The 19,827-nt window shown below is 27.3% G+C and carries 19 protein-coding genes; all 19 read left to right on the top strand.

All coding sequences use genetic code 11. From position 1 onward, the window contains the following. Positions 1-101: 101 nt before the first annotated feature. The 19 genes from spoVG to spoIIE all read left to right on the top strand — a co-directional run bounded on the left by spoVG (position 102) and on the right by spoIIE (position 19,797). The gene (gene spoVG / locus ACTHUW_RS02290; protein ID WP_442198010.1) at positions 102-386 is read left to right on the top strand and encodes a septation regulator SpoVG; all 285 of its coding nucleotides are present in this window, start codon (positions 102-104) and stop codon (positions 384-386) included. A 121-nt stretch (positions 387-507) separates the two neighbouring features. Beyond that, positions 508-1,884: a bifunctional UDP-N-acetylglucosamine diphosphorylase/glucosamine-1-phosphate N-acetyltransferase GlmU gene (gene glmU / locus ACTHUW_RS02285; protein ID WP_442198011.1), complete on the top strand. Its 1,377-nt coding sequence runs from the start codon at positions 508-510 to the stop codon at positions 1,882-1,884. A 22-nt stretch (positions 1,885-1,906) separates the two neighbouring features. Then, on the top strand, positions 1,907-2,860 hold the full coding sequence (locus tag ACTHUW_RS02280) for a ribose-phosphate diphosphokinase (RefSeq protein WP_442198012.1): 954 nt from the start codon (positions 1,907-1,909) through the stop codon (positions 2,858-2,860). Between the two features lie 8 nt (positions 2,861-2,868). Further along, a complete protein-coding gene (gene pth, locus ACTHUW_RS02275; RefSeq protein WP_442198013.1) occupies positions 2,869-3,438 on the top strand; it encodes an aminoacyl-tRNA hydrolase in 570 nt (189 codons plus the stop codon). A gap of 65 nt (positions 3,439-3,503) precedes the next feature. After that, the gene (mfd, locus tag ACTHUW_RS02270) at positions 3,504-7,034 is read left to right on the top strand and encodes a transcription-repair coupling factor (RefSeq protein WP_442212428.1); all 3,531 of its coding nucleotides are present in this window, start codon (positions 3,504-3,506) and stop codon (positions 7,032-7,034) included. Positions 7,035-7,072: 38 nt separating this feature from the next. Further along, positions 7,073-8,131: a peptidylprolyl isomerase gene (locus ACTHUW_RS02265; RefSeq protein ID WP_442198015.1), complete on the top strand. Its 1,059-nt coding sequence runs from the start codon at positions 7,073-7,075 to the stop codon at positions 8,129-8,131. Positions 8,132-8,270: 139 nt separating this feature from the next. Then, positions 8,271-8,822 (top strand): stage V sporulation protein T, encoded by a 552-nt coding sequence (gene spoVT / locus ACTHUW_RS02260; protein WP_442198016.1) that lies wholly within the window; start codon positions 8,271-8,273, stop codon positions 8,820-8,822. 99 nt (positions 8,823-8,921) lie between these two features. Then, on the top strand, positions 8,922-10,538 hold the full coding sequence (locus ACTHUW_RS02255) for a putative polysaccharide biosynthesis protein (RefSeq protein WP_442198017.1): 1,617 nt from the start codon (positions 8,922-8,924) through the stop codon (positions 10,536-10,538). 78 nt (positions 10,539-10,616) lie between these two features. Continuing rightward, positions 10,617-12,068 carry a nucleoside triphosphate pyrophosphohydrolase gene (mazG, locus tag ACTHUW_RS02250; protein WP_442198018.1) on the top strand — a complete coding sequence of 484 codons (1,452 nt, stop codon included), beginning with the start codon at positions 10,617-10,619 and terminating at the stop codon, positions 12,066-12,068. Between the two features lie 81 nt (positions 12,069-12,149). Further along, a complete protein-coding gene (locus ACTHUW_RS02245; protein ID WP_442198019.1) occupies positions 12,150-12,431 on the top strand; it encodes an HU family DNA-binding protein in 282 nt (93 codons plus the stop codon). Between the two features lie 115 nt (positions 12,432-12,546). After that, positions 12,547-13,419, top strand: a complete 873-nt coding sequence (locus tag ACTHUW_RS02240; RefSeq protein WP_442198020.1) for an ATP-binding cassette domain-containing protein — start codon at positions 12,547-12,549, stop codon at positions 13,417-13,419. Positions 13,420-13,428: 9 nt separating this feature from the next. After that, complete coding sequence (locus tag ACTHUW_RS02235) at positions 13,429-14,232, top strand: ABC transporter permease subunit (protein WP_442198021.1); 804 nt, start codon at positions 13,429-13,431, stop codon at positions 14,230-14,232. Positions 14,233-14,245: 13 nt separating this feature from the next. Further along, entirely contained in the window at positions 14,246-15,040 is a 795-nt protein-coding gene (locus ACTHUW_RS02230) for an ABC transporter permease subunit (protein WP_442210323.1), read from the top strand. Between the two features lie 62 nt (positions 15,041-15,102). After that, entirely contained in the window at positions 15,103-15,345 is a 243-nt protein-coding gene (locus ACTHUW_RS02225) for an RNA-binding S4 domain-containing protein (protein ID WP_442198023.1), read from the top strand. 109 nt (positions 15,346-15,454) lie between these two features. Further along, positions 15,455-15,733 (top strand): sporulation protein YabP, encoded by a 279-nt coding sequence (yabP, locus tag ACTHUW_RS02220; RefSeq protein WP_442198024.1) that lies wholly within the window; start codon positions 15,455-15,457, stop codon positions 15,731-15,733. A 19-nt stretch (positions 15,734-15,752) separates the two neighbouring features. Then, a complete protein-coding gene (gene yabQ / locus ACTHUW_RS02215) occupies positions 15,753-16,202 on the top strand; it encodes a spore cortex biosynthesis protein YabQ (RefSeq protein ID WP_442198025.1) in 450 nt (149 codons plus the stop codon). Positions 16,203-16,289: 87 nt separating this feature from the next. Beyond that, the gene (locus ACTHUW_RS02210; protein WP_442198026.1) at positions 16,290-16,676 is read left to right on the top strand and encodes a hypothetical protein; all 387 of its coding nucleotides are present in this window, start codon (positions 16,290-16,292) and stop codon (positions 16,674-16,676) included. An 88-nt stretch (positions 16,677-16,764) separates the two neighbouring features. Further along, positions 16,765-17,160, top strand: coding sequence for a S1 RNA-binding domain-containing protein (locus ACTHUW_RS02205; RefSeq protein WP_442198027.1), 396 nt, complete (start codon positions 16,765-16,767; stop codon positions 17,158-17,160). A 252-nt stretch (positions 17,161-17,412) separates the two neighbouring features. Then, entirely contained in the window at positions 17,413-19,797 is a 2,385-nt protein-coding gene (spoIIE, locus tag ACTHUW_RS02200) for a stage II sporulation protein E (protein WP_442198283.1), read from the top strand. Positions 19,798-19,827: the final 30 nt, after the last annotated feature.

The following is a 19,827-nucleotide window of genomic DNA, read 5'->3' as shown; positions in this document are numbered from 1 at the left end:
AATTAATTTCATAAAAAAAGAAGGAATTTGAGGATTTATAGAGAATATAGATAGTAAGTAAAATAATTCTATCATCTATAATGCTTAGGGGGTGTAAAGAGATGGAGGTAACTGACGTAAGAATTAGAAAGATAAATGAAACAGGTAAAATGAAAGCAATAGTTTCTGTAACATTTGATCATGAATTTGTAGTTCATGATATCAAAGTAATAGAGGGGATAAATGGTCTGTTTGTAGCTATGCCAAGTAGAAAAATGGCTGATGGAGAGTTTAGAGATGTATCCCACCCTATTAATTCAGATACTAGAATGAGAATTCAAGAGGCAGTGTTTAAAGAATATGAAATAGAATTAAATGAAAAACAAGAAGAATTAGTTAATGCTTAATTAAATCTTAAAGATACCTTTATCTATATTTAGGTATCTTTTTTACTTTGCCCTATAAAATATCCTATCTTTCTGTTATAATATATATGGAAAAAGAGATTTTAATAATAGAGGTGTTAAAATGATAATTTCTGTAATACTTGCAGCTGGTGAAGGAACTAGAATGAATTCAAACATACCAAAAGTAGCACATAATGTATGTGGAAAACCTATGGCAGGTCATGTAATTGATGCAGCTGAAGAAGCTGGTTGTGAGAAAAATATAGTAATTGTAGGACATGGCAAAGAAAAAGTTAAAGATATTTTACAAGGAGAAAACATAGTATTTGAAAATCAACCTATTGGTGAAAATGAACCATATGGGACAGGCTTTGCAGTTATGCAAGCAGAGGAGCATATATCTGATTCTGATAAAGTTATAATACTTACAGGAGATACTCCTTTGATAGAAGGTGAAACTTTAAAGGAACTTGTAGATTATAGCAATAAATATGATTTAGATGCTGTAGTTTTAACAGCAGAATTTGAAGATACAACAGGCTATGGTAGAATAAAAAGACAAGAAAATGGGAATATAATAGGTATAATAGAACATAAAGATGCAACAGAAATAGAAAGAGAAATAAAAGAAATAAATTCTGGAATTTTTATGTTTAAAGGTAGTGCTTTAAAATATGCACTAAAGAGTTTAACAAATGAAAACTCTCAAAATGAATATTATATAACAGATACTATAAAGATATTATCTGATAAAGGTTATAACGTAGATGGATATATTTTAAAGGATAATAAAGAAATACTTGGAGTAAATTCTAAAATTCAATTATCACAAGCGGAAGAAATTATGAGAGAAAAAATTAATGATTATCACATGTTAAATGGGGTTACATTAATAGATCCTAAAAATACTTATATAGAAAAAAGTGTAGAAATAGGAAGAGATACAATAATTTATCCTGGAACAATCTTAAAAGGTAAAACTAAAATTGGATGTGACTGTGTAATTGAAGGAAGTACAAGTATCACAGATACTATAATCAGTGATAGAATAAATATAAAGTCATCCACGCTTATAGAAAGTTTTGTAGATGATGATACTAATATAGGTCCAAATGCATATTTAAGGCCAAAAAGTAATATAGGTAAAAATGTTAAAATCGGTGACTTTGTAGAAATTAAAAATGCTACTATAGGAGATAACTCTAAAGCATCACATCTTTCATATGTAGGAGATGCTGATGTTGGAGAAAATGTAAATATAGGCTGTGGAGTAGTATTTGTAAATTATGATGGTAGAAATAAATTCAGATCCACAGTAGGAAATAATGCTTTTATAGGAAGTAATTCTAACTTAGTAGCACCAGTAATAGTTAGAGATCATGGCTATATTGCAGCAGGATCTACTATTACAGATGAAGTAAGAGAAGGAGATTTATCTATAGCTCGCGCAAGGCAAGTAAATAAATCAAATTGGGTATTTAATAAAAAAAATAAATAACAAACTATTAGGAGGATATATAATGCAAGTAATGGGAAGAGACATAAAGATTTTTTCTGGTAATGCAAATAAAGAATTAGCTGAAAAAATTTCAAAAGCAGCAGGAGTACCTTTAGGTGATTCAGAAGTAACTAGGTTTAGTGATGGAGAGATATCTGTAAACATCAATGAAACGGTAAGGGGAGCAGATGTATTTGTAATACAACCTACAAATCCTCCTGTAAATGAAAATCTTATGGAAATGTTGATAATGATAGATGCACTAAAAAGAGCATCAGCAGGTAGAATCAATGCTGTTATACCTTACTATGGATATGCAAGACAAGATAGAAAGGTAAAAGCAAGAGATCCTATCACATCTAAACTTATAGCAGATTTGATATCAGTAGCAGGAGCAGATAGAGTAGTTACAATGGACTTACATGCAACTCAGCTTCAAGGATACTTCAATATACCAGTAGATCATTTATTAGGAGTGCCAATACTTGCAAAGGATTGTATAAAAAAGGATAGAATAAACAAAGATACTGTAATAGTATCTCCAGATATAGGTGGAGTAAGACGTGCTCGTAACTTTGCATCTATTGTAGATTTACCTATAGCAATAATAGAAAAAAGAAGACCAAAAGCAAATGTATCTGAAGTTATGAATGTTATAGGTGATGTTAAAGGTAAAGATGTAATAATAATAGATGATATAATAGATACAGCAGGTTCAATGGCAAAAGCTGCAAAGGTACTTAAAGATTTTGGAGCTAACAAAGTATATGCTGCTTGTACTCATGCTGTTTTATCAGGCCCTGCTATAGAAAGATTAGAAGAATCAGTTATAGAAAAATTGATAATAACAGATTCAATACCTTTATCAGAAGAAAAACAAATAGATAAAATAGAAATTGTATCAATAGCTCCATTATTTGCAGATGCAATAAATAGAATCTACTCAAATAAATCAGTAAGTAAACTTTTTAAGTAAACCAAGGAGTGAAAGAATTGTATTTAGTAGTAGGGCTTGGAAATCCGGGCAAAAAGTATAGGGATACTAAACATAATGTAGGTTTTGACATGATTAATTTATTAGCAGAAAAATTAAATGTAAAAGTAGAAAAAATTAAACATCAATCACTATATGGTGAAATAACTATAAATGGAGAAAAGGTAATACTTATAAAACCTCAAACATATATGAATAACAGTGGAATATCAGTTAGAGGTTTTGCTGATTTTTATAAAATACCCATAGAAAATATCATAGTAGTATATGATGATATAGATATACCAATAGGAAATATTAGAATTAGAAAAAAAGGTAGTGCAGGAAGTCATAATGGTATGAAATCTATAATATATCATTTAAAGGATGATAATTTTCCAAGGATTAGAATAGGAATAGGTAAACCAAGTGGTGAAAAAGATTTAATAAATCATGTACTTGGAGCTTTTAGTAAAGAAGCTAGAGAATTAGTAGATGATAGTATTTTAAGAGCATCTAAAGCAATAGAAGAAATAATGAATACAGATTTAGAAAAAGCAATGAATATATATAATAGTTAAACAAATGAATGCTTATTAGGCCTAGGATAGTCATCCTAGGCTAAAGGTATTTAAGGAGCGAGTATATGAATGTATTTAAAGAACAACTAAAAAATCTTTCTTCTTATAATGAAATAATAAAAGATTTTAAAAAAGATATATCACCAATATCCCTTCATGGCTTATCAAGAGAAAACATATCTCACATGGCATATGCTATGAAAGAAGACATGAAAAGACAGGTACTTATAATAACTTATGATGAATTAAGAGCTAAATCTATAATAGAAGATTTAGCATTATTTGATGTGAAAAATTCTGAGCTTTTTCCATCGCGTCAATTAGTGCTTTATGATTTTGATGCAGTAAGTAATGATATATCAAATCAAAGGATAAAAGTACTTGATAAACTTATAAATGATGAAAATATAATAGTGGTTGCATCTATGGAATCAATATTAAATAGGGTTATGAAGAAGAATATATTTAAAAAATATAAAAAAGAAATAAAGTTCGGAGAAAAATTAATATTAAATGATATTATAAATTCATTAGTAATTCAAGGATACGAAAGAGTTGACATGATAGAAAGTGAGGCTCAATTTAGTATAAGGGGTGGAATAATTGATTTTTTCCCTACCACAAGTGAAGATCCTTACAGAATTGAACTTTTTGATGATGAAGTAGATTCTATAAGAACATTTAGTTTGAAGGATCAAAGGTCGATAGAAAATTATACTATAGCTACAATAACACCTGCAAAAGAAATATTCATAGAAGAAGACTCTAAAAATGATATAGAAAATCAGATAAAAAAAGAGTTGAAGAAAACTTTATCTAAATTTAAAAATAGTAAGGAAGAATTAAAGTCAGAAAAATTAAATGATAAATTTGAATTCTATATAGAGAAGATAAATAATAATCTTTCTATAGAAAACTCAGATATTGTTCTTCCATATATGATCAATGATTTATCCAATGTAATAGATTTTTTCAAAAATAATGTTTCTATTTTAATAGATGAACCAAATAGAATAGATGAAAATATGAAATCATTAAATGAAGAATTCTTAGAAAAGTATAGGGAACTTTATGAATCTGGGGAAGTATTAAATTCTCATAAAAATATTTTTTGTGATTATGAAGACATGATTGAACTATTAAAAGAAAAGAACATACTTACAATAACAGGACTTTTAAAAAACAATAAAAACTTTAAGCCTAAAAAAATAATAAGCATTTCTACTAAATCTGTTCAAGCTTTTCATAATAAAATAGATATATTAAAAGATGAACTAAATAGGCTTACCTATAAAGGCTATAAAATCATTATATTATCAGGCACTGAAGATAGAGGTAAAAGACTTAGAGATAATTTAAAAGAAGAAGGTATACAAGTATCATTTTCCTCTGATTATAACATAGATATTAAAACAGGACAGATAGTAATAGTTCCTGGAACAATATCTCAAGGCTTTGAATATCCAGACATTAAATTTATGATAATAAGTGATAAAGAAGTTTTTGGCACTATAAAAAGAAAAAGAAGTAAAAGAGATAAAAAAGATCAAAAGAAAATAAATTCTTTTAGAGATTTAAAAGTAGGAGATTATGTAGTACATGAAAACCATGGTATAGGTAAATATATTGGGATGGAACAATTAGCAGTAGATGGTATAAAAAAAGATTATTTATCTGTTAAATATTCAGGAGAAGATCGATTATATATACCAGTAGAACAAATGGATTTAATACAAAAATATATTGGTCAAGATGCAGGAAAAGCCAAGGTATCTAAACTGGGCAGTGGAGAATGGTCTAGAACAAAAAACAAAGTTAAAAAAGCAATAAAAGAAATGGCAATAGATCTATTACAACTCTATGCAAAGAGAAGTACGGTGAAAGGATTTAGTTTTTCAAAAGATCAGCCTTGGCAAAATCAATTTGAAGATACATTTCCTTATGAGGAAACTAATGATCAACTTAAATCTATAGAAGACATTAAAGAAGATATGGAAAATCCCTCTCCTATGGATAGGTTATTATGTGGAGATGTAGGATATGGGAAGACTGAAGTAGCACTAAGGGCAGCATTTAAAGCTACCTTAGACGGAAAACAAGTATCTATACTTGTACCCACTACCATACTTGCCCAACAACATTTTAATACTATGGTAGAGAGATTTAGTGACTTTCCAATCAATATAGAAATGCTAAGTAGATTTAGGACACCTAAGAGGCAAAAAGAGATAATTAGAGATCTTAAAAGTGGTAATATAGATATAATTGTAGGGACGCACAGATTATTAAATAAAGATGTAAAATATAAGGACCTAGGTCTTTTAATAGTAGATGAAGAACAAAGATTTGGAGTAAAACATAAGGAAAGTATAAAAGAAATAAAAGAATCAGTAGATGTATTAACCTTAACAGCTACACCAATACCTAGAACCCTTCATATGGCCCTTATAGGAGCAAGGGACATGTCAGTAATAGAAGAACCACCCGAAGAAAGATATCCGGTTCAAACCTATGTGGTTGAATATAAGGAGAATATGATCCGCGAAGCTATAATTAAAGAAATCAATAGAAATGGTCAGGTATATTTTGTATATAATAGAGTTCGTGGGATTAAAAAAATGGCTGCTAGGTTAAATGAATTAATACCTGAAGCAAGAATAGCTGTAGGCCATGGTCAAATGAGTGAAAGAGAACTTGAAAAAGTAATGCTTGATTTCATGGATGGCGAATATGATGTTTTAGTATGTACTACTATAATTGAAACCGGACTTGATATTTCAAATGTAAATACTATGATAATACATGATGCAGATAAGATGGGCTTATCTCAACTTTACCAATTAAGAGGTAGAGTTGGTAGATCAAATAGAATAGCCTTTGCTTATTTTACTTATGAAAAGGATAAGGTGCTTACAGAAGTAGCAGAAAAGAGATTAAAGGCCATAAAGGAATTCACAGAATTTGGATCGGGTTTTAAAATTGCTATGAGGGATTTAGAAATAAGGGGAGCAGGAAATATTTTAGGTGCAGAGCAACATGGTCACATGACACTTGTAGGCTATGATTTATATGTAAAATACCTTGAAGAAACTGTAAATAAACTAAAGGGGAATGTAGACAAATCCTTAGTAGAAACTACAGTTGATATAAGTGTAGATGGATTTATTCCAGATAGGTATATTGAAAGTACAGAACAAAAAATCAGGATGTATAAGAGAATTACAACAATAGAAAACAAGGAAGAATATAATGACTTATTAGAAGAATTAATAGATAGATATGGAGATCTTCCAAGGCCTGTGGATAATTTACTTAGGATTGGATATATAAAAGGTCTTGCAAATAAACTCTTGTTCACAAACTTATCACAAAAGGATGATATGCTTATACTTGAATTTGATAAAAATTCTAATATGACTCCAGAGATTATAAATGGTTTATATGAGATATTTGGTAGAAATATGACATTTGATTTATCTAGTAAACCGTCTGTGAAATATAAACTTAATAATATAAGTCAAGACAAGATACTTACTAAGTTAGAACAAATATTTGAGAAAATAGATAGTTTGAGAAATGGAAAAAATGATATATAATAATTAAATGTAGGATAAATTTTAAGGAGATGGTAAATTTGAATAAAAATAAGGGCATGATATTATTACTTGTAATTTTAATTACAGTAACGACATTCCTTTTTGCATGTAGTGATGATAAGAAAGAAGAAGGGGTTGCAGTAGCAAAGATTAATGATGAAAGAATTACTGAATCTGAACTAGATAAACATGTAGATTATAGAAAAAAGGAAGCAGAACTTAGTGGATATATTGCTCCTGAGATGTGGGATCAAGTAATTGAAGGTAGTGAATTTACTTATGAACAACAATTAAAGCAGTCTTCATTACAAGATTTAGTAAATCAAAAAGTATTACTTCAAGAAGCAGATAAAAAAGATATAAAGATAACAGATAAAGAATTAGATAAAGAATTAGAAGAATTTAGAGGAAGCGAAGAAAAGGATGAAAATTTCAAATCTTATTTAGAACAATTAGGAATATCAGAAGAGTATTTCGAAGAAATGTATAAGCAAGGTATGAAAATCAACAAGTTAATAGATGAAATAGTTGATATAGATGAAAATGCTATAAAAAAAGAATATGAAGCAAATAAAGAAGCATATGATAAGATTCAAGCAAGTCATATCTTAGTGAAAACTGAAGAAGAAGCTAAAGAAATAAAAGAACAATTAGAATCAGGTGAAGATATTGGAGAACTTGCAAAAGAAAAATCTATAGATCCTAGTGCAGAACAAAATGCTGGGGATTTAGGTTTCTTTGGCAGAGATGCGCAGTTAGTTCCTGAATTTAAAGATGCTGCATTTAAGCTTAAAAAAGATGAAATATCAGATCCTGTAAAAAGTGAATTTGGATATCATATAATAAAAGTCACTGATGAGAAAAAAGGGCTAGAAGCAAATGAAGAAGAAATAAAAGAAAAATTAAAAGTAGAGAAATTCAATGAAGAAGCTCAAAAGTTAATAGATAAAGCAGATACAGAGATATTAATAGATTTTGAAAAAGAAGCAGAAAAGAATAAAAAAGACAAAGAAGAAGAAAATAAAGAAGAAGATGCAGAAAATAAGGATGCAAAAGAAGAAGATTCAGATAAAAAAGAAGAAGATAAAGAAGAATAATCAAAGTTATTTATAAGCTACCATATCAATATGGTGGCTTATTTTTTTAGAAAAAAATATCTAGTATGTATAAAATATGGCAAATAGTAATATAATAACTCTAACTTGACTACATAACAAACTTAACAGGAGGTAGAAGATGAAAGCTACAGGAATAGTTAGAAGAATAGATGATTTAGGAAGAGTGGTTGTTCCAAAGGAAATTAGAAGGACTCTTAGAATAAGAGAAGGGGATCCTTTAGAGATATTCACTGATAGGCAAGGAGAAGTAATATTAAAAAAATATTCACCTATAGGTGAATTAAATGAATTTGCAAGTGAATATGCATCATCTTTAAATGAAACTACAGGCCACATTACACTCATAACAGATAGAGATAATATCATTTCTATATGTGGAGGATCCAAAAAAGCATATTTAAATAAAAGATTAAGCCCAGAACTTGAAAAATTAATTGAAGGAAAAGAAGTTTATTTAACTGAAGGAAATACAAAACCTATACGTATAACAATAGATGAATATAGTCCAGAAGAGTATACTTCTCAAGTAATATCTCCAATAGTAACTCAAGGAGATCCTATTGGATCTGTGATATTATTAACTAAAGAATCTAATGAAAAAATGGCAGAACTTGAAGTTAAACTTTGTGAAACTGCATCTAGATTTTTATCAAAACAAATGGAACAATAAAAAGCCTGCCTTATGGCAGGTATTTTTAGTTTTATTCCTTTGATGTTTCTGATATAATCTATATATTAGTTTTTTAGATAATATTAGGAGGAAAAATGAATGAGTAAAGATAATTTTTTAAAAGGAGCTGCTATACTCAGTATAGCAGGATTTCTTGTTAAAATATTAGGAGCAGTATATAGAATCCCTCTTGCAAATATGATAGGGGATACTGGTATAGGATATTATCAAACAGCATATCCGATTTATACTCTTATGTTTGCACTTTCAACAGCAGGCATACCTGTTGCTATTGCAAAATTAGTTTCAGAGAAGAATTCAATTGGAGATTACAGAGGTGCTCAGAGGGTATTTAGAATATCTTTTATAGGTCTTTTAATTGGAGGGGTATTAACTTCATCATTTGTATTTTTTGGGGCAAAATTCATAGTTGGAAAATTAGAAAATACAAATGCTTATTATGCACTCATAGCACTAGCACCAGCACTTTTATTCACGCCTATAATGTCTGCATTTAGAGGATATTTTCAAGGTAGACAGGATATGACTCCTACTGCAATATCTCAAGTTATAGAGCAAATTGCAAGAGTGGGAATAGGATTAGCATTAGTAGCAGTACTTCTTAATCTAGATAAAGGGCTGCCAATGGCTGCAGGAGGTGCATCATTTGGTGCTTCAGCTGGAGGATTCTTTGGAAGTTTAGTTATTATATATATTTATATGAAAAGAAGAAAAAAGATAAGAAAACAAATAAGAAGATCTGAAAAGTTTGAAAAAGAAGATACATCCAAAATAATAAGAAACATATTAATAATAGCTATACCTATTACTATTGGAGCTTCAGTTGTACCCCTTTTTGGTGCAATAGATGTAGCTATAGTTATGAGAAGACTTCAAGATATAGGTTACACTCAAAAAGAAGCTTCAGGCTTATATGGGCAGCTTACAGGAATGGCACAAACTTTAATAAACTTCCCACAAGTTTTTTCAGTTGCAATAGGAGCAAGCCTTGTACCTGCAATATCAACTGCATTTGCACGAAAAAACTTTTCTGAGATTAAAAAAACTGCAACATCAGGCATAAGAGTAACACTACTTATAGGTCTTCCTGCTGCTATGGGGCTTTTTATATTAGCAGAGCCAATTATAAAGCTATTATATTTTTCTAATCCTTTAGAAGTACAAGAAAGTGCAGGATCTATTTTAAAAGTATTATCATTTAGTGTAATATTTTTAACTTTAGTACAATCTTTAACTGCCATATTACAAGGTATGGGTAAAGCATTTATACCTGTTAGAAACCTTATAATAGGTGCACTTGCAAAGGTAGTTATAGTATATGTATTAACTGGAATACCAGGAATTGGAGTTAAAGGTGCAGCTATAAGTACCATTATAGCTTATGTAATAGCATCTTTTTTGAATTTAAGAGCAGTTAGGAAATATGCAAAAATTCGTTTCAATTTAATGGATATATTTTTAAAACCAGTACTATCAGTAGCCATAATGAGTATAGTTGTAGCCATTACTTATAATATATTTGAAGGCTTTATAGGACTTAAACTAGCAACAGTTGTTTCTATAGGATTTGGAGGAATAAGTTACTTATTTGCTCTACTTCTTACCTCTACAATCACCAGCAAGGATTTTGAATTACTACCTGGAGGCACTAAATTATCTAACAAACTTAAAAAAATAGGTTTACTTAGAAGATAGTACTTGATTTTATTTAATTTAAGCAATATACTTATAAAGAGGTTTAGATAACTACTTTTAAGGCTTATGGAGGTTTTTATGGCTAAGATAAATATAATTGGTTTAGGTTTTGGTGATATAGATGATTTGACTTTAAAAAGTATTAATTTAATTAAAAATCACAAAAACTTTTTTAGAACTGATAAAAGTCCTGCGACAGAATATTTGATACAAAATAAAATTGATTTTTTATCATATGATGAAATATATGAATCTGAAGAAGATTTTGATAATGTATATAATATAATATCAGAAGATTTGATACAAAAGGCTAAAGAGTATTCAGTTATTAATTATTGCGTTCCAAAAACTCCAGCACTTTTTGATAAAGTTACTGAAATGTTACTAGAAAAAAAATTTAAAAATGAAATTGAAATAAAAATTTTCAATAATGGTGGATTTTTAGAAAAGATATATGATATATTAGAAAAGCCTATTACAAATAATGTTAAAATAATTGATGCTTTAGAACTTAAACCCACACAATTAGATATAAATAGTGATTTGATAATTTTTGGTATTTATGATAATATTATTGCATCAGAAGTTAAAATACATTTAGAGGAAGTTTATAAGGAAGATTATAGGATAAAAGTTATAAATGATTTTTCTGATAAAGACAAGTGTTTTTCCATACCTATTTATAAATTGGATAGATTAGATGAATATAATCATAATACTTTGATTTATATATCTAAGACTAAAGATGATAAAAGAAACTATGATATGAATAATCTTATAGATATTATGGAAAGATTAAGAAGTAAAGATGGATGTGCTTTTGATAATGAACAAACTCATGAATCTTTAAGAGCATATTTAGTAGAAGAAGCCTATGAAGTTATTGATGCTATTGATAATAATGATGTTGATTCATTAGAAGAAGAATTAGGAGATTTATTATTACAGATAGTTTTTCATAGTCAAATAGCTAAAGAAGAAGGATACTTTAATATTTGGAATGTCATAAATGGAATTTCAGATAAGATGATCTATAGACATCCTCATGTTTTTTCAGGTGAGTCTACAAAAGATATAGATGAAATTAATTATAAGTGGGATAAATTAAAAAACAAATCTAAGGGTATAGAAAGTATAAGTGAAAGTATGATGAGTATACCAAAAGATTTTCCAATGCTTTTAAAAGCTTATAAAATTCAGAAAAAGGCAGCAAAAGTAGGCTTTGATTGGGATTATAAAGAAGAAGCTTATGAAAAGATAAAAGAAGAAATAGAAGAACTAAAACTAGCAATAGATTCAAATACTTTTGATGATATAGAAGATGAATTTGGAGATTTATTATTTGCTATAGTAAATTTTTCTAGATTTTTAGAAGTCAATCCGCATATAGCTCTAAATAGGACAATTAATAAGTTTATATTTAGATTTAAATATATAGAAGATACTTTAGTTAAAGAAGGTAAGCAACTTGAAAAAACTAGCTTAGAGGATATGGATATACTTTGGAATCAAGCAAAAAAATTAAAATAAGCTATTTATAGCTTTTTTAATCCATTATATAATGGATTTTATAAATCAATACTTAAAAGATAAATTAAGGAGGAATTATTAATGAACAAAGCAGAATTAATCACAAGTATGTCAGAAAAAAGTGGGTTAACTAAAAAGGATGCAGAAGCTGCATTAAATGCATTTATAAAGAGTGTAGAGGAAGCTTTAGTCGATGAAGAAAAAGTTCAATTAGTTGGCTTTGGAACTTTTGAGGTTAGACAAAGAAAAGCTAGAGAAGGAAGAAATCCAAGAAATCCTGAAGAAAAAATTCAAATACCAGCTTCAAAAGCACCAGTATTTAAAGCAGGTAAAACTTTAAAAGAAACAGTAAATAATAAATAAATAAATTTTAAAACTTTGTTGATTAAATCAGCAAAGTTTTTTATTTATATTGATTAGAATAAAAATATATGATATTCTATTATTGACCAAGCAAGTCAATGAATTGGAGGTATATATGAATATAATAGAGATAAATAGTTTAACAAAATATTATGGTAAATCTATAGGTATAGAAGATGTAAACTTAAAAGTCTTTGAAGGAGAAATTTTTGGCTTCATAGGACCAAATGGAGCTGGAAAGTCTACAACTATAAGATTATTACTAAATCTTATATATCCAAGCAAAGGAAGTGCTAAAATATTTGGAAAAGATGTAATTGAACATGGTCCTGAAATAAGAGAAAAAATAGGCTACCTTCCATCAGAAATATTTTATTATGAGAAGATGAAAGTAAAAGAACTATTAAATTATTCTGCAAGTTTTTATAAGGGGGATCATAGAAAAAGGATAAAAGACTTATCAGAGATTATGGAATTAGATTTAGATAGAAAAATTGAAGATTTATCATATGGGAATAAGAAGAAGGTAGGTATAGTTCAAGGACTTTTACATGAGCCCAAGCTTATAATACTTGATGAACCTACATCAGGACTTGATCCACTTATGCAACAAAAATTCTTTGATATAATAAGAGAAGAAAATGAAAAAGGAGCAACAGTATTTTTTTCATCACATATATTATCAGAAGTTCAAGAATTATGTAATAGAGTAGCCATAATAAGAAAAGGTAATATCATAGAGGTTGAAGATATAAAAACTTTAAGAGAAAATAATTATAAAAAGGTCTTAATTATAGGAGAAAATTTAAATAAAGAAATATTCAATATTGATGGTATAAGTAATTTGGAAAAAGGTGATGATGAAATAAGTTTATTTTATAAAGGTGATATAAATAAAATGATTAGCATAATAAATAAAATAAATGTAAAAGATGTCGTCATAGAAGAGCCGACTTTAGAAGAAGTATTTATGCACTATTATAGGTAGGTGGAAAATATGAATATATTTAAACATGAATTTAAAATGAAAAGAAAATCCATTCTTATATGGTCTATTTCTCTAGCAGCATTTATGATATTTTACATGGCTTTTTTTCCAGGTTTAGTCTCAGATGCAGAGGGCTTTAATGAGCTTATGCAAAGTCTGCCCGATGAATTTTTACAGGCATTTGGTATGCAGCAAGGACTTTCTTTTACTACATTGATAGGATATTTTGCCCTTACATTTAGTATGATAGAACTTGCTATTGCTATACAAAGTGCTAATTATGGGTTTTCTATCCTTTCAGAAGAAGAAAGAGAATTAACAGCAGATTTTTTAATGAGCAAACCTATTTCTAGAAAAGAGATTTATTTTGCTAAATTTTTTGCTAGCTTTTTAAGCTTATTAATAACCACATTAATAGTATCTATTTCAAGTTTCATAGCACTTGAATTGTTTAATAATGGAGAAAGTTATAATAAAATAAATGTAATCATTTTACTTAGTACAATACCAATCTTTCAATTGTTTTTCCTTGGAATTGGAATGTTTATATCTGTAATTGTAAGTAAAATACGCTCTGTAACAAGCTATTCTCTTGGTATTTCAATAGGTTTTTATGTTATTAATTCTATAAGTGGAATACTATCTAGTGATATTTTAGGATATATGACACCATTTTATTATTTTGAACCAGGATATATTTTGAAAAATGGTCAATATAATTTATCTCTTTTAGTTATAGCTTTAATAGTTATAACAATATCTTTTATAGCTAGCTATAATTTATATATAAAACGAGATATTCATTCATTATAAGTGAGGTGAAAACATGAATATAATTAAAAGAGAATTAGAATCTGATTTTAAATCCATTATCATATGGTCTATATCTATGATTTTACTGATTATAGCAGTTATGACTGAGTTTGATGCATTTAGGGATAGTCCTGCTATAAATGATGTGCTTGATTCATTTCCAGATGCAATGTTATCTGCACTAGGCTTTTTGGATGCTGATATGACTACTTTAACGGGCTTTATCAGTCTTATATCCCTATATATATATTTACCACTTTCAATTCATGCAAGTCTTTTAGGTAGTTCTATCATTTCAAAGGAAGAAAGAGATAAGACAGCTGAATTTTTATTTACACTTCCAATTTCAAGAAAAAAAGTTATATTAAACAAAATAATAGCAGCTACTTTAGAACTTATAAGTTTAAATGTAGTAACGGTTTTGACTATTATTATAATATCAATGAGATACAATCCTAGTAATGAATATTATAAATTCTTATCACTTTTATTTATTGGAATCTTTATAAGTCAATTAATATTTTTAAGTATTGGAATGAGTATAGCTTCAGTAATAAAAAGATATAAAAAATCAGGGAATATTTCACTTACTATTTTGCTAGTAACATATATAATATCAGTACTCATAGGCCTAACAGATAAATTAAACTTTTTGAAGTATATTACACCATTTGAGTACTTCAAAGCATCATATATAGCAGGAAATTTAAATCTAAAATTAGAATATATAGTTATATCTTTAATTATAATAGCTATAGGAATAATAAGTACATTTTTATTTTACCCAAAGAGAGATTTACATCTTTAAGTTGAAATATACTTGTTAATATTATAAAATTAAAATATATTAATTATTAAGAGGTGAATTTATTGAGAATAGATAAATTTTTAAAGAATTCTAGAATTATAAAAAGAAGAACTGTAGCAAAAGAAGCATGTGATACTGGTCGTGTACTTATAAATGGTAATAGTGCAAAAGCAGGCTCTGAAGTTTCTGTAGGTGATAGAATCGAAATTAACTTTGGCAATAATAAAATGGAAATAGAAGTTTTAGAGCTTCTAGATCATGCACCAAAAGGCAAAGCTAGTGAAATGTATAAAATAATACAATAAAATCACTCCATAAATTCATTTAGAATTTATGGAGTGATTTTTACTTTACTTTGTAATAAACTAGCATTTGATTTCATATCTTATTCTATAGGTTAATGGAGGGGATAATATGGAAAGAGAGATGAAATTACAAAATTTATCTTTAGAAAACAGAGAGAAACTAAATGTATCAGGGGTGGAACAAGTAGAAAGTTTTAATGAAACTCAGATAGTGATATATACGCTAAGGGGTTCTTTAACTATAAAAGGTGAAAATTTAAATATCAGTAAATTGAATTTAGAAGATGGAAATGTAAAAATTGAAGGTTTGATAGAATCTCTAACCTATAGTAATAAAACTAGTTTAGGATCAAAGGAAGGTAATTTTTTAAAGAAAATGTTTAAATAGTTTTAACTGGAGGAGTAGCATGTCGAATTTGGTATTAGAACAATTTTATATATTTCTTAAATTAACTTTAGGTGGAATATTCATAGGTTTCATATATGATTTATATAGACTCTTTAGATATTTTATTAATCCTAAAAAAATTGCTACTATAATAGGAGATACTATTTTTTTTATATTAGTTTCTATAATTGTTTTATTTTTCTTGTTTTATAGTAACTGGGCTGAACTTAGATGGTATGTATTTCTTGGTTTTTTAGTTGGAGGAATTCTTTATAAAATATTTTTAAGTAATATTATTGTAAAAGTTTTTAGAAAAATTATATTTATTATCCTTTTTCCCCTAAAAAAGGTCATAAATATAAAAAAAAGATTTATTAAGAAAATATTAAAAAAGAATAAAAATGGGTATAGAAAGATTATTGGAAAAATAAAAAGTAAATCTAAATGTATATTTATAAAAAAAGATTAATATTCTTTTGTTTATCTCTTTAAATTTTATAAAATATAGCATATAATGTAATTAGGTATTACAATAATTAGGAATAGGGGACCTAATATGAAAAATAAAAAAAAGAAATTTAAAATAAAATATATTTTAATGTTAGTATTAGTTGTTTATTTAGCTAGTATTTTCATACGCCAAGAATTTGAAATAAATAATTTAGATTCTAATATTAAAAAAGAACAAAATGAAAAACAGGAGTTGGAAAAATTCATAGAAGATAAGGGCAAGAAGGCAGAATATTTAAACAAAATATCATCTGCTAAAAATCCAATTTCTTATATAGATTCCCTTGATAATGAAAAACAAAAAAAAGAATATAAAAACATTTTACAACATATAGAAAATGTAGCAAGAGAAGAACTTTTCATGGTAAAGCCAAATGAAATAATATACATAGATAAAAACAAGCTAAAAAACATATTTGATAAAGAAGATTAAAATAGTTATAATATTGACATATATTAAATATTAATATATACTTTAGTAGAATTAGTAGAGAGATATTAAAAGGAGGAGTATTGTATTTATGCCCGTTAAAGTAAACAGTATTGTCGAAGGAGTAGTTACTGGTATAACTAATTTTGGAGCTTTTATCCAATTAGGTGAAGGTGAAACTGGATTAGTTCATATTTCTGAGGTTTCTGATGATTATGTTAAAGACATAAATAATTATTTGAAAAAAGCACAAAAGGTTAAGGTGAAAGTTTTATCAGTAGAAAAAGGTAAAATTAGTTTATCTATAAGACAAGCCAAACCTAAAACAAATAAGCCGCAAGAAATTGATTGGTCTAAAAAAGCAGACCCAAAGATGAAAGGATTATCTTTTGAAGATAAGCTTTCTAAATTCTTAAAAGACAGTAATGAAAGACAAGATCAAATTAAATCCAGAGATTCGAAAAAAGGTATGAATTCTAAATCTTAAATCCAATAAAGCAGTTTATCTGTTTTATCATAGCAATTATTATATATAAAAAAAGATGTCTTAAAATGGTAACCATTTTAAGACATCTTTTTTAATGTCTTAAAATTCATTTAAGTAATTTAAAAATAAAAAAGAATAATTATAAAAAAAATGGCGAAAACTTTCTGTATTCAGACAACGATAAGCGACAAATATTTCATCATATTACTGTTAAAATATAAATACATAGCAGCAAAGGATGGTGTTTTTATAATGATAAATACTGAATTAAATAATGTAAGACTAAAAAAGAATAAAAGAAAAATAATTAGTTTTATAATAAAAGGAATAGATAAAAAGGAAATTTCAAAAAGTGATATAGCATTATTTTTATTAGCATTTTTCATATCTAAAGCTTCAATAATGGGTAATCTTACACCTTTTGGAATAGCTTTTATAACATCGTATTCTTTGAAATATAATCCTAAAATATCTATGTTACTAGCAACAAGTATTGGAACAATCACAGTACATGGACTATCTAGTTATAAATACATTATACCTATGATTACTATATATCTTGTAATGAATGTATTAGAAATTAAAAAAGGTAAAATGTTCTTTGGAATACTTGCAGCAAGCATATTATTTACCTTTAAATTTATGATGATGATAGGGACAAGCTTTTATTTATATGATTTGATGATATTTATATTTGAAGCTATTATAGTTTTTGCAATCTCATTTATATTTACATATAGTGTAGATTCCTTAGATAGCATAAAAAACAGATTATTTACTAATGAAGAAATGATTTCTTCTGTAATCATGTTATCAATAGCTGTAACAGGAGCCTCTGGGATATCATTATTTAATCTATCTTTAATGGATATATTAGGAGTATTTCTCATAATGTTCTTTGCATATACACGAGGAATTAGTATGGCTACTGTAGTGGGTGTAAGTATGGGGCTTATAAGTTCCATGTCCAAAGTAGACATGCCTTATATTGTATCTATATATGCTATATCTGGTTTGCTTTCAGGAATATTTAAAGATTTGGGAAAGATTGGAATAATAATAGGTTTTACTATTGGAAATATAATTATGTCATTTTATATAAATGGTATTTCCAAGGAATTAATAGGTTTTAAAGAAATGATAATAGCTTCTATAATTTTCTTTTTAATTTCAAAAAATATATCTAAAGTAGGAAATAAAATAATAGTAGGAGCAGATAAAGGTTATTTAGTAGAAGATGTTTATAGTAATAGAATAAAGGATATGACATTTAGAAGACTCAATGAATTTTCTGGTGTATTCAAGGAATTATCAGATATATTAAAGCAAGTATCATATAAAAAAGATATATTGGAGGAAGATGACATATCATTATTAGTGGATTCTGCTGCAAATGAAATATGCAATAAATGTTCTATGAATAGAATATGCTGGCAAAATGATTTTCAAAACACCTATAATAATATGATTGAAATAATAATTAAATTAGAAAAGAAAGGTTCTATGACTGAAATAGATTTACCTGAATTATTTTATAAAAGATGTAATAATAAAAATCAATTTATAGAAAAAATCAATAATATATTTAAGATTTATAGATTAAATTATAAATGGGAAAGAAAAATAATAGAAAGTAGACAAATGGTATCTCAACAATTAGAAGGCGTAAGTACCATAATAGAAGATTTAGCAAAGGAAATTTATAGTGATATACGATTTAAGGAGGAAGTAGAAAGGGCTATATTTAGTGAACTTAAAAAAGAAGATATACCTATAAAAGAAATAACTGTAACAGAATCAAAAGAAGGAAAGTTTGAAATATATATAGATTTAAATATAAGTACAAATAAAGAGAGGATGATAAGAAAAGTGATTAATGTGGCATCAGAGGTTATAGGATATAGACTAATAAGGGATAGATTTTCAACAAGTGATTTAGAATATGATAAAGGAGTTAAATTCAAATTAATAAAATCAAATAGATATAGTTCAGTTACAAGAGTTGCAGTAGGTTATGATAATAAAAATTATATATCAGGAGATAGTTATACGTTTGGAGAAAGACAAAACAATTATTATGCTGTACTTAGTGATGGTATGGGTAGAGGAGAAACTGCAAAGGCAGAAAGTAGTGTAACCATAAGTTTATTAGAAAAATTTTTAGAAGCAGGTTATGATAAGGAATTAGCACTTAGAACTATAAATTCAATATTAGTATTAAAATCTAATGAAGAGGTCTTTACTACTATTGATATGTCTATACTTGATTTATATAAAGGGAATGCACAATTTATAAAAATTGGATCAGCTCCTACTTTTATAAAGAAAAAAGATAGGGTTGAAATAATAAACTCACATACATTGCCTGTAGGAATATTAAAAGAAATAGATTTTAACATCTATGAATCCAATATAGAAGATGGAGATTTTATAATTATGATGTCAGATGGACTATTAGATTCTAATGAAGAATCTGATGATAAAGAAAAGTGGATGGAAAATATAATCAGGAATATAAATAGTAAAAACCCACAGACCATAGCTGATACTATACTCAAAAATTCAATCAATATATCAACAGAAGAAAGTCAAGATGATATGACAGTATTAGTAACTAAAGTGTGGAAAAAAAGATAAGTATAATCAACCCCCTATTGGCAATAATTT

Source organism: Senegalia sp. (in: firmicutes), from assembly GCF_052088025.1.
In the GTDB taxonomy this organism is placed as follows: Bacteria; Bacillota; Clostridia; order Tissierellales; family SIT17; genus Anaeromonas.
Note: the sequence above shows the minus strand (reverse complement) of the source record. Positions and strands in the feature narration are given on the sequence as shown.

What these genes read in the sequence shown, in the direction of transcription:
- ACTHUW_RS02240 (WP_442198020.1), top strand. Translation starts at nt 12,547, where the DNA reads ATGAATATAATAGAGATAAATAGTTTAACAAAATATTATGGTAAATCT.
- ACTHUW_RS02230 (WP_442210323.1), top strand. Translation starts at nt 14,246, where the DNA reads ATGAATATAATTAAAAGAGAATTAGAATCTGATTTTAAATCCATTATC.
- yabP (WP_442198024.1), top strand. Translation starts at nt 15,455, where the DNA reads ATGGAAAGAGAGATGAAATTACAAAATTTATCTTTAGAAAACAGAGAG.
- spoIIE (WP_442198283.1), top strand. Translation starts at nt 17,413, where the DNA reads ATGATAAATACTGAATTAAATAATGTAAGACTAAAAAAGAATAAAAGA.
- ACTHUW_RS02245 (WP_442198019.1), top strand. Translation starts at nt 12,150, where the DNA reads ATGAACAAAGCAGAATTAATCACAAGTATGTCAGAAAAAAGTGGGTTA.
- ACTHUW_RS02280 (WP_442198012.1), top strand. Translation starts at nt 1,907, where the DNA reads ATGCAAGTAATGGGAAGAGACATAAAGATTTTTTCTGGTAATGCAAAT.
- glmU (WP_442198011.1), top strand. Translation starts at nt 508, where the DNA reads ATGATAATTTCTGTAATACTTGCAGCTGGTGAAGGAACTAGAATGAAT.
- spoVT (WP_442198016.1), top strand. Translation starts at nt 8,271, where the DNA reads ATGAAAGCTACAGGAATAGTTAGAAGAATAGATGATTTAGGAAGAGTG.
- ACTHUW_RS02235 (WP_442198021.1), top strand. Translation starts at nt 13,429, where the DNA reads ATGAATATATTTAAACATGAATTTAAAATGAAAAGAAAATCCATTCTT.
- ACTHUW_RS02210 (WP_442198026.1), top strand. Translation starts at nt 16,290, where the DNA reads ATGAAAAATAAAAAAAAGAAATTTAAAATAAAATATATTTTAATGTTA.
- spoVG (WP_442198010.1), top strand. Translation starts at nt 102, where the DNA reads ATGGAGGTAACTGACGTAAGAATTAGAAAGATAAATGAAACAGGTAAA.
- mfd (WP_442212428.1), top strand. Translation starts at nt 3,504, where the DNA reads ATGAATGTATTTAAAGAACAACTAAAAAATCTTTCTTCTTATAATGAA.
- yabQ (WP_442198025.1), top strand. Translation starts at nt 15,753, where the DNA reads ATGTCGAATTTGGTATTAGAACAATTTTATATATTTCTTAAATTAACT.
- mazG (WP_442198018.1), top strand. Translation starts at nt 10,617, where the DNA reads ATGGCTAAGATAAATATAATTGGTTTAGGTTTTGGTGATATAGATGAT.
- ACTHUW_RS02205 (WP_442198027.1), top strand. Translation starts at nt 16,765, where the DNA reads ATGCCCGTTAAAGTAAACAGTATTGTCGAAGGAGTAGTTACTGGTATA.
- ACTHUW_RS02255 (WP_442198017.1), top strand. Translation starts at nt 8,922, where the DNA reads ATGAGTAAAGATAATTTTTTAAAAGGAGCTGCTATACTCAGTATAGCA.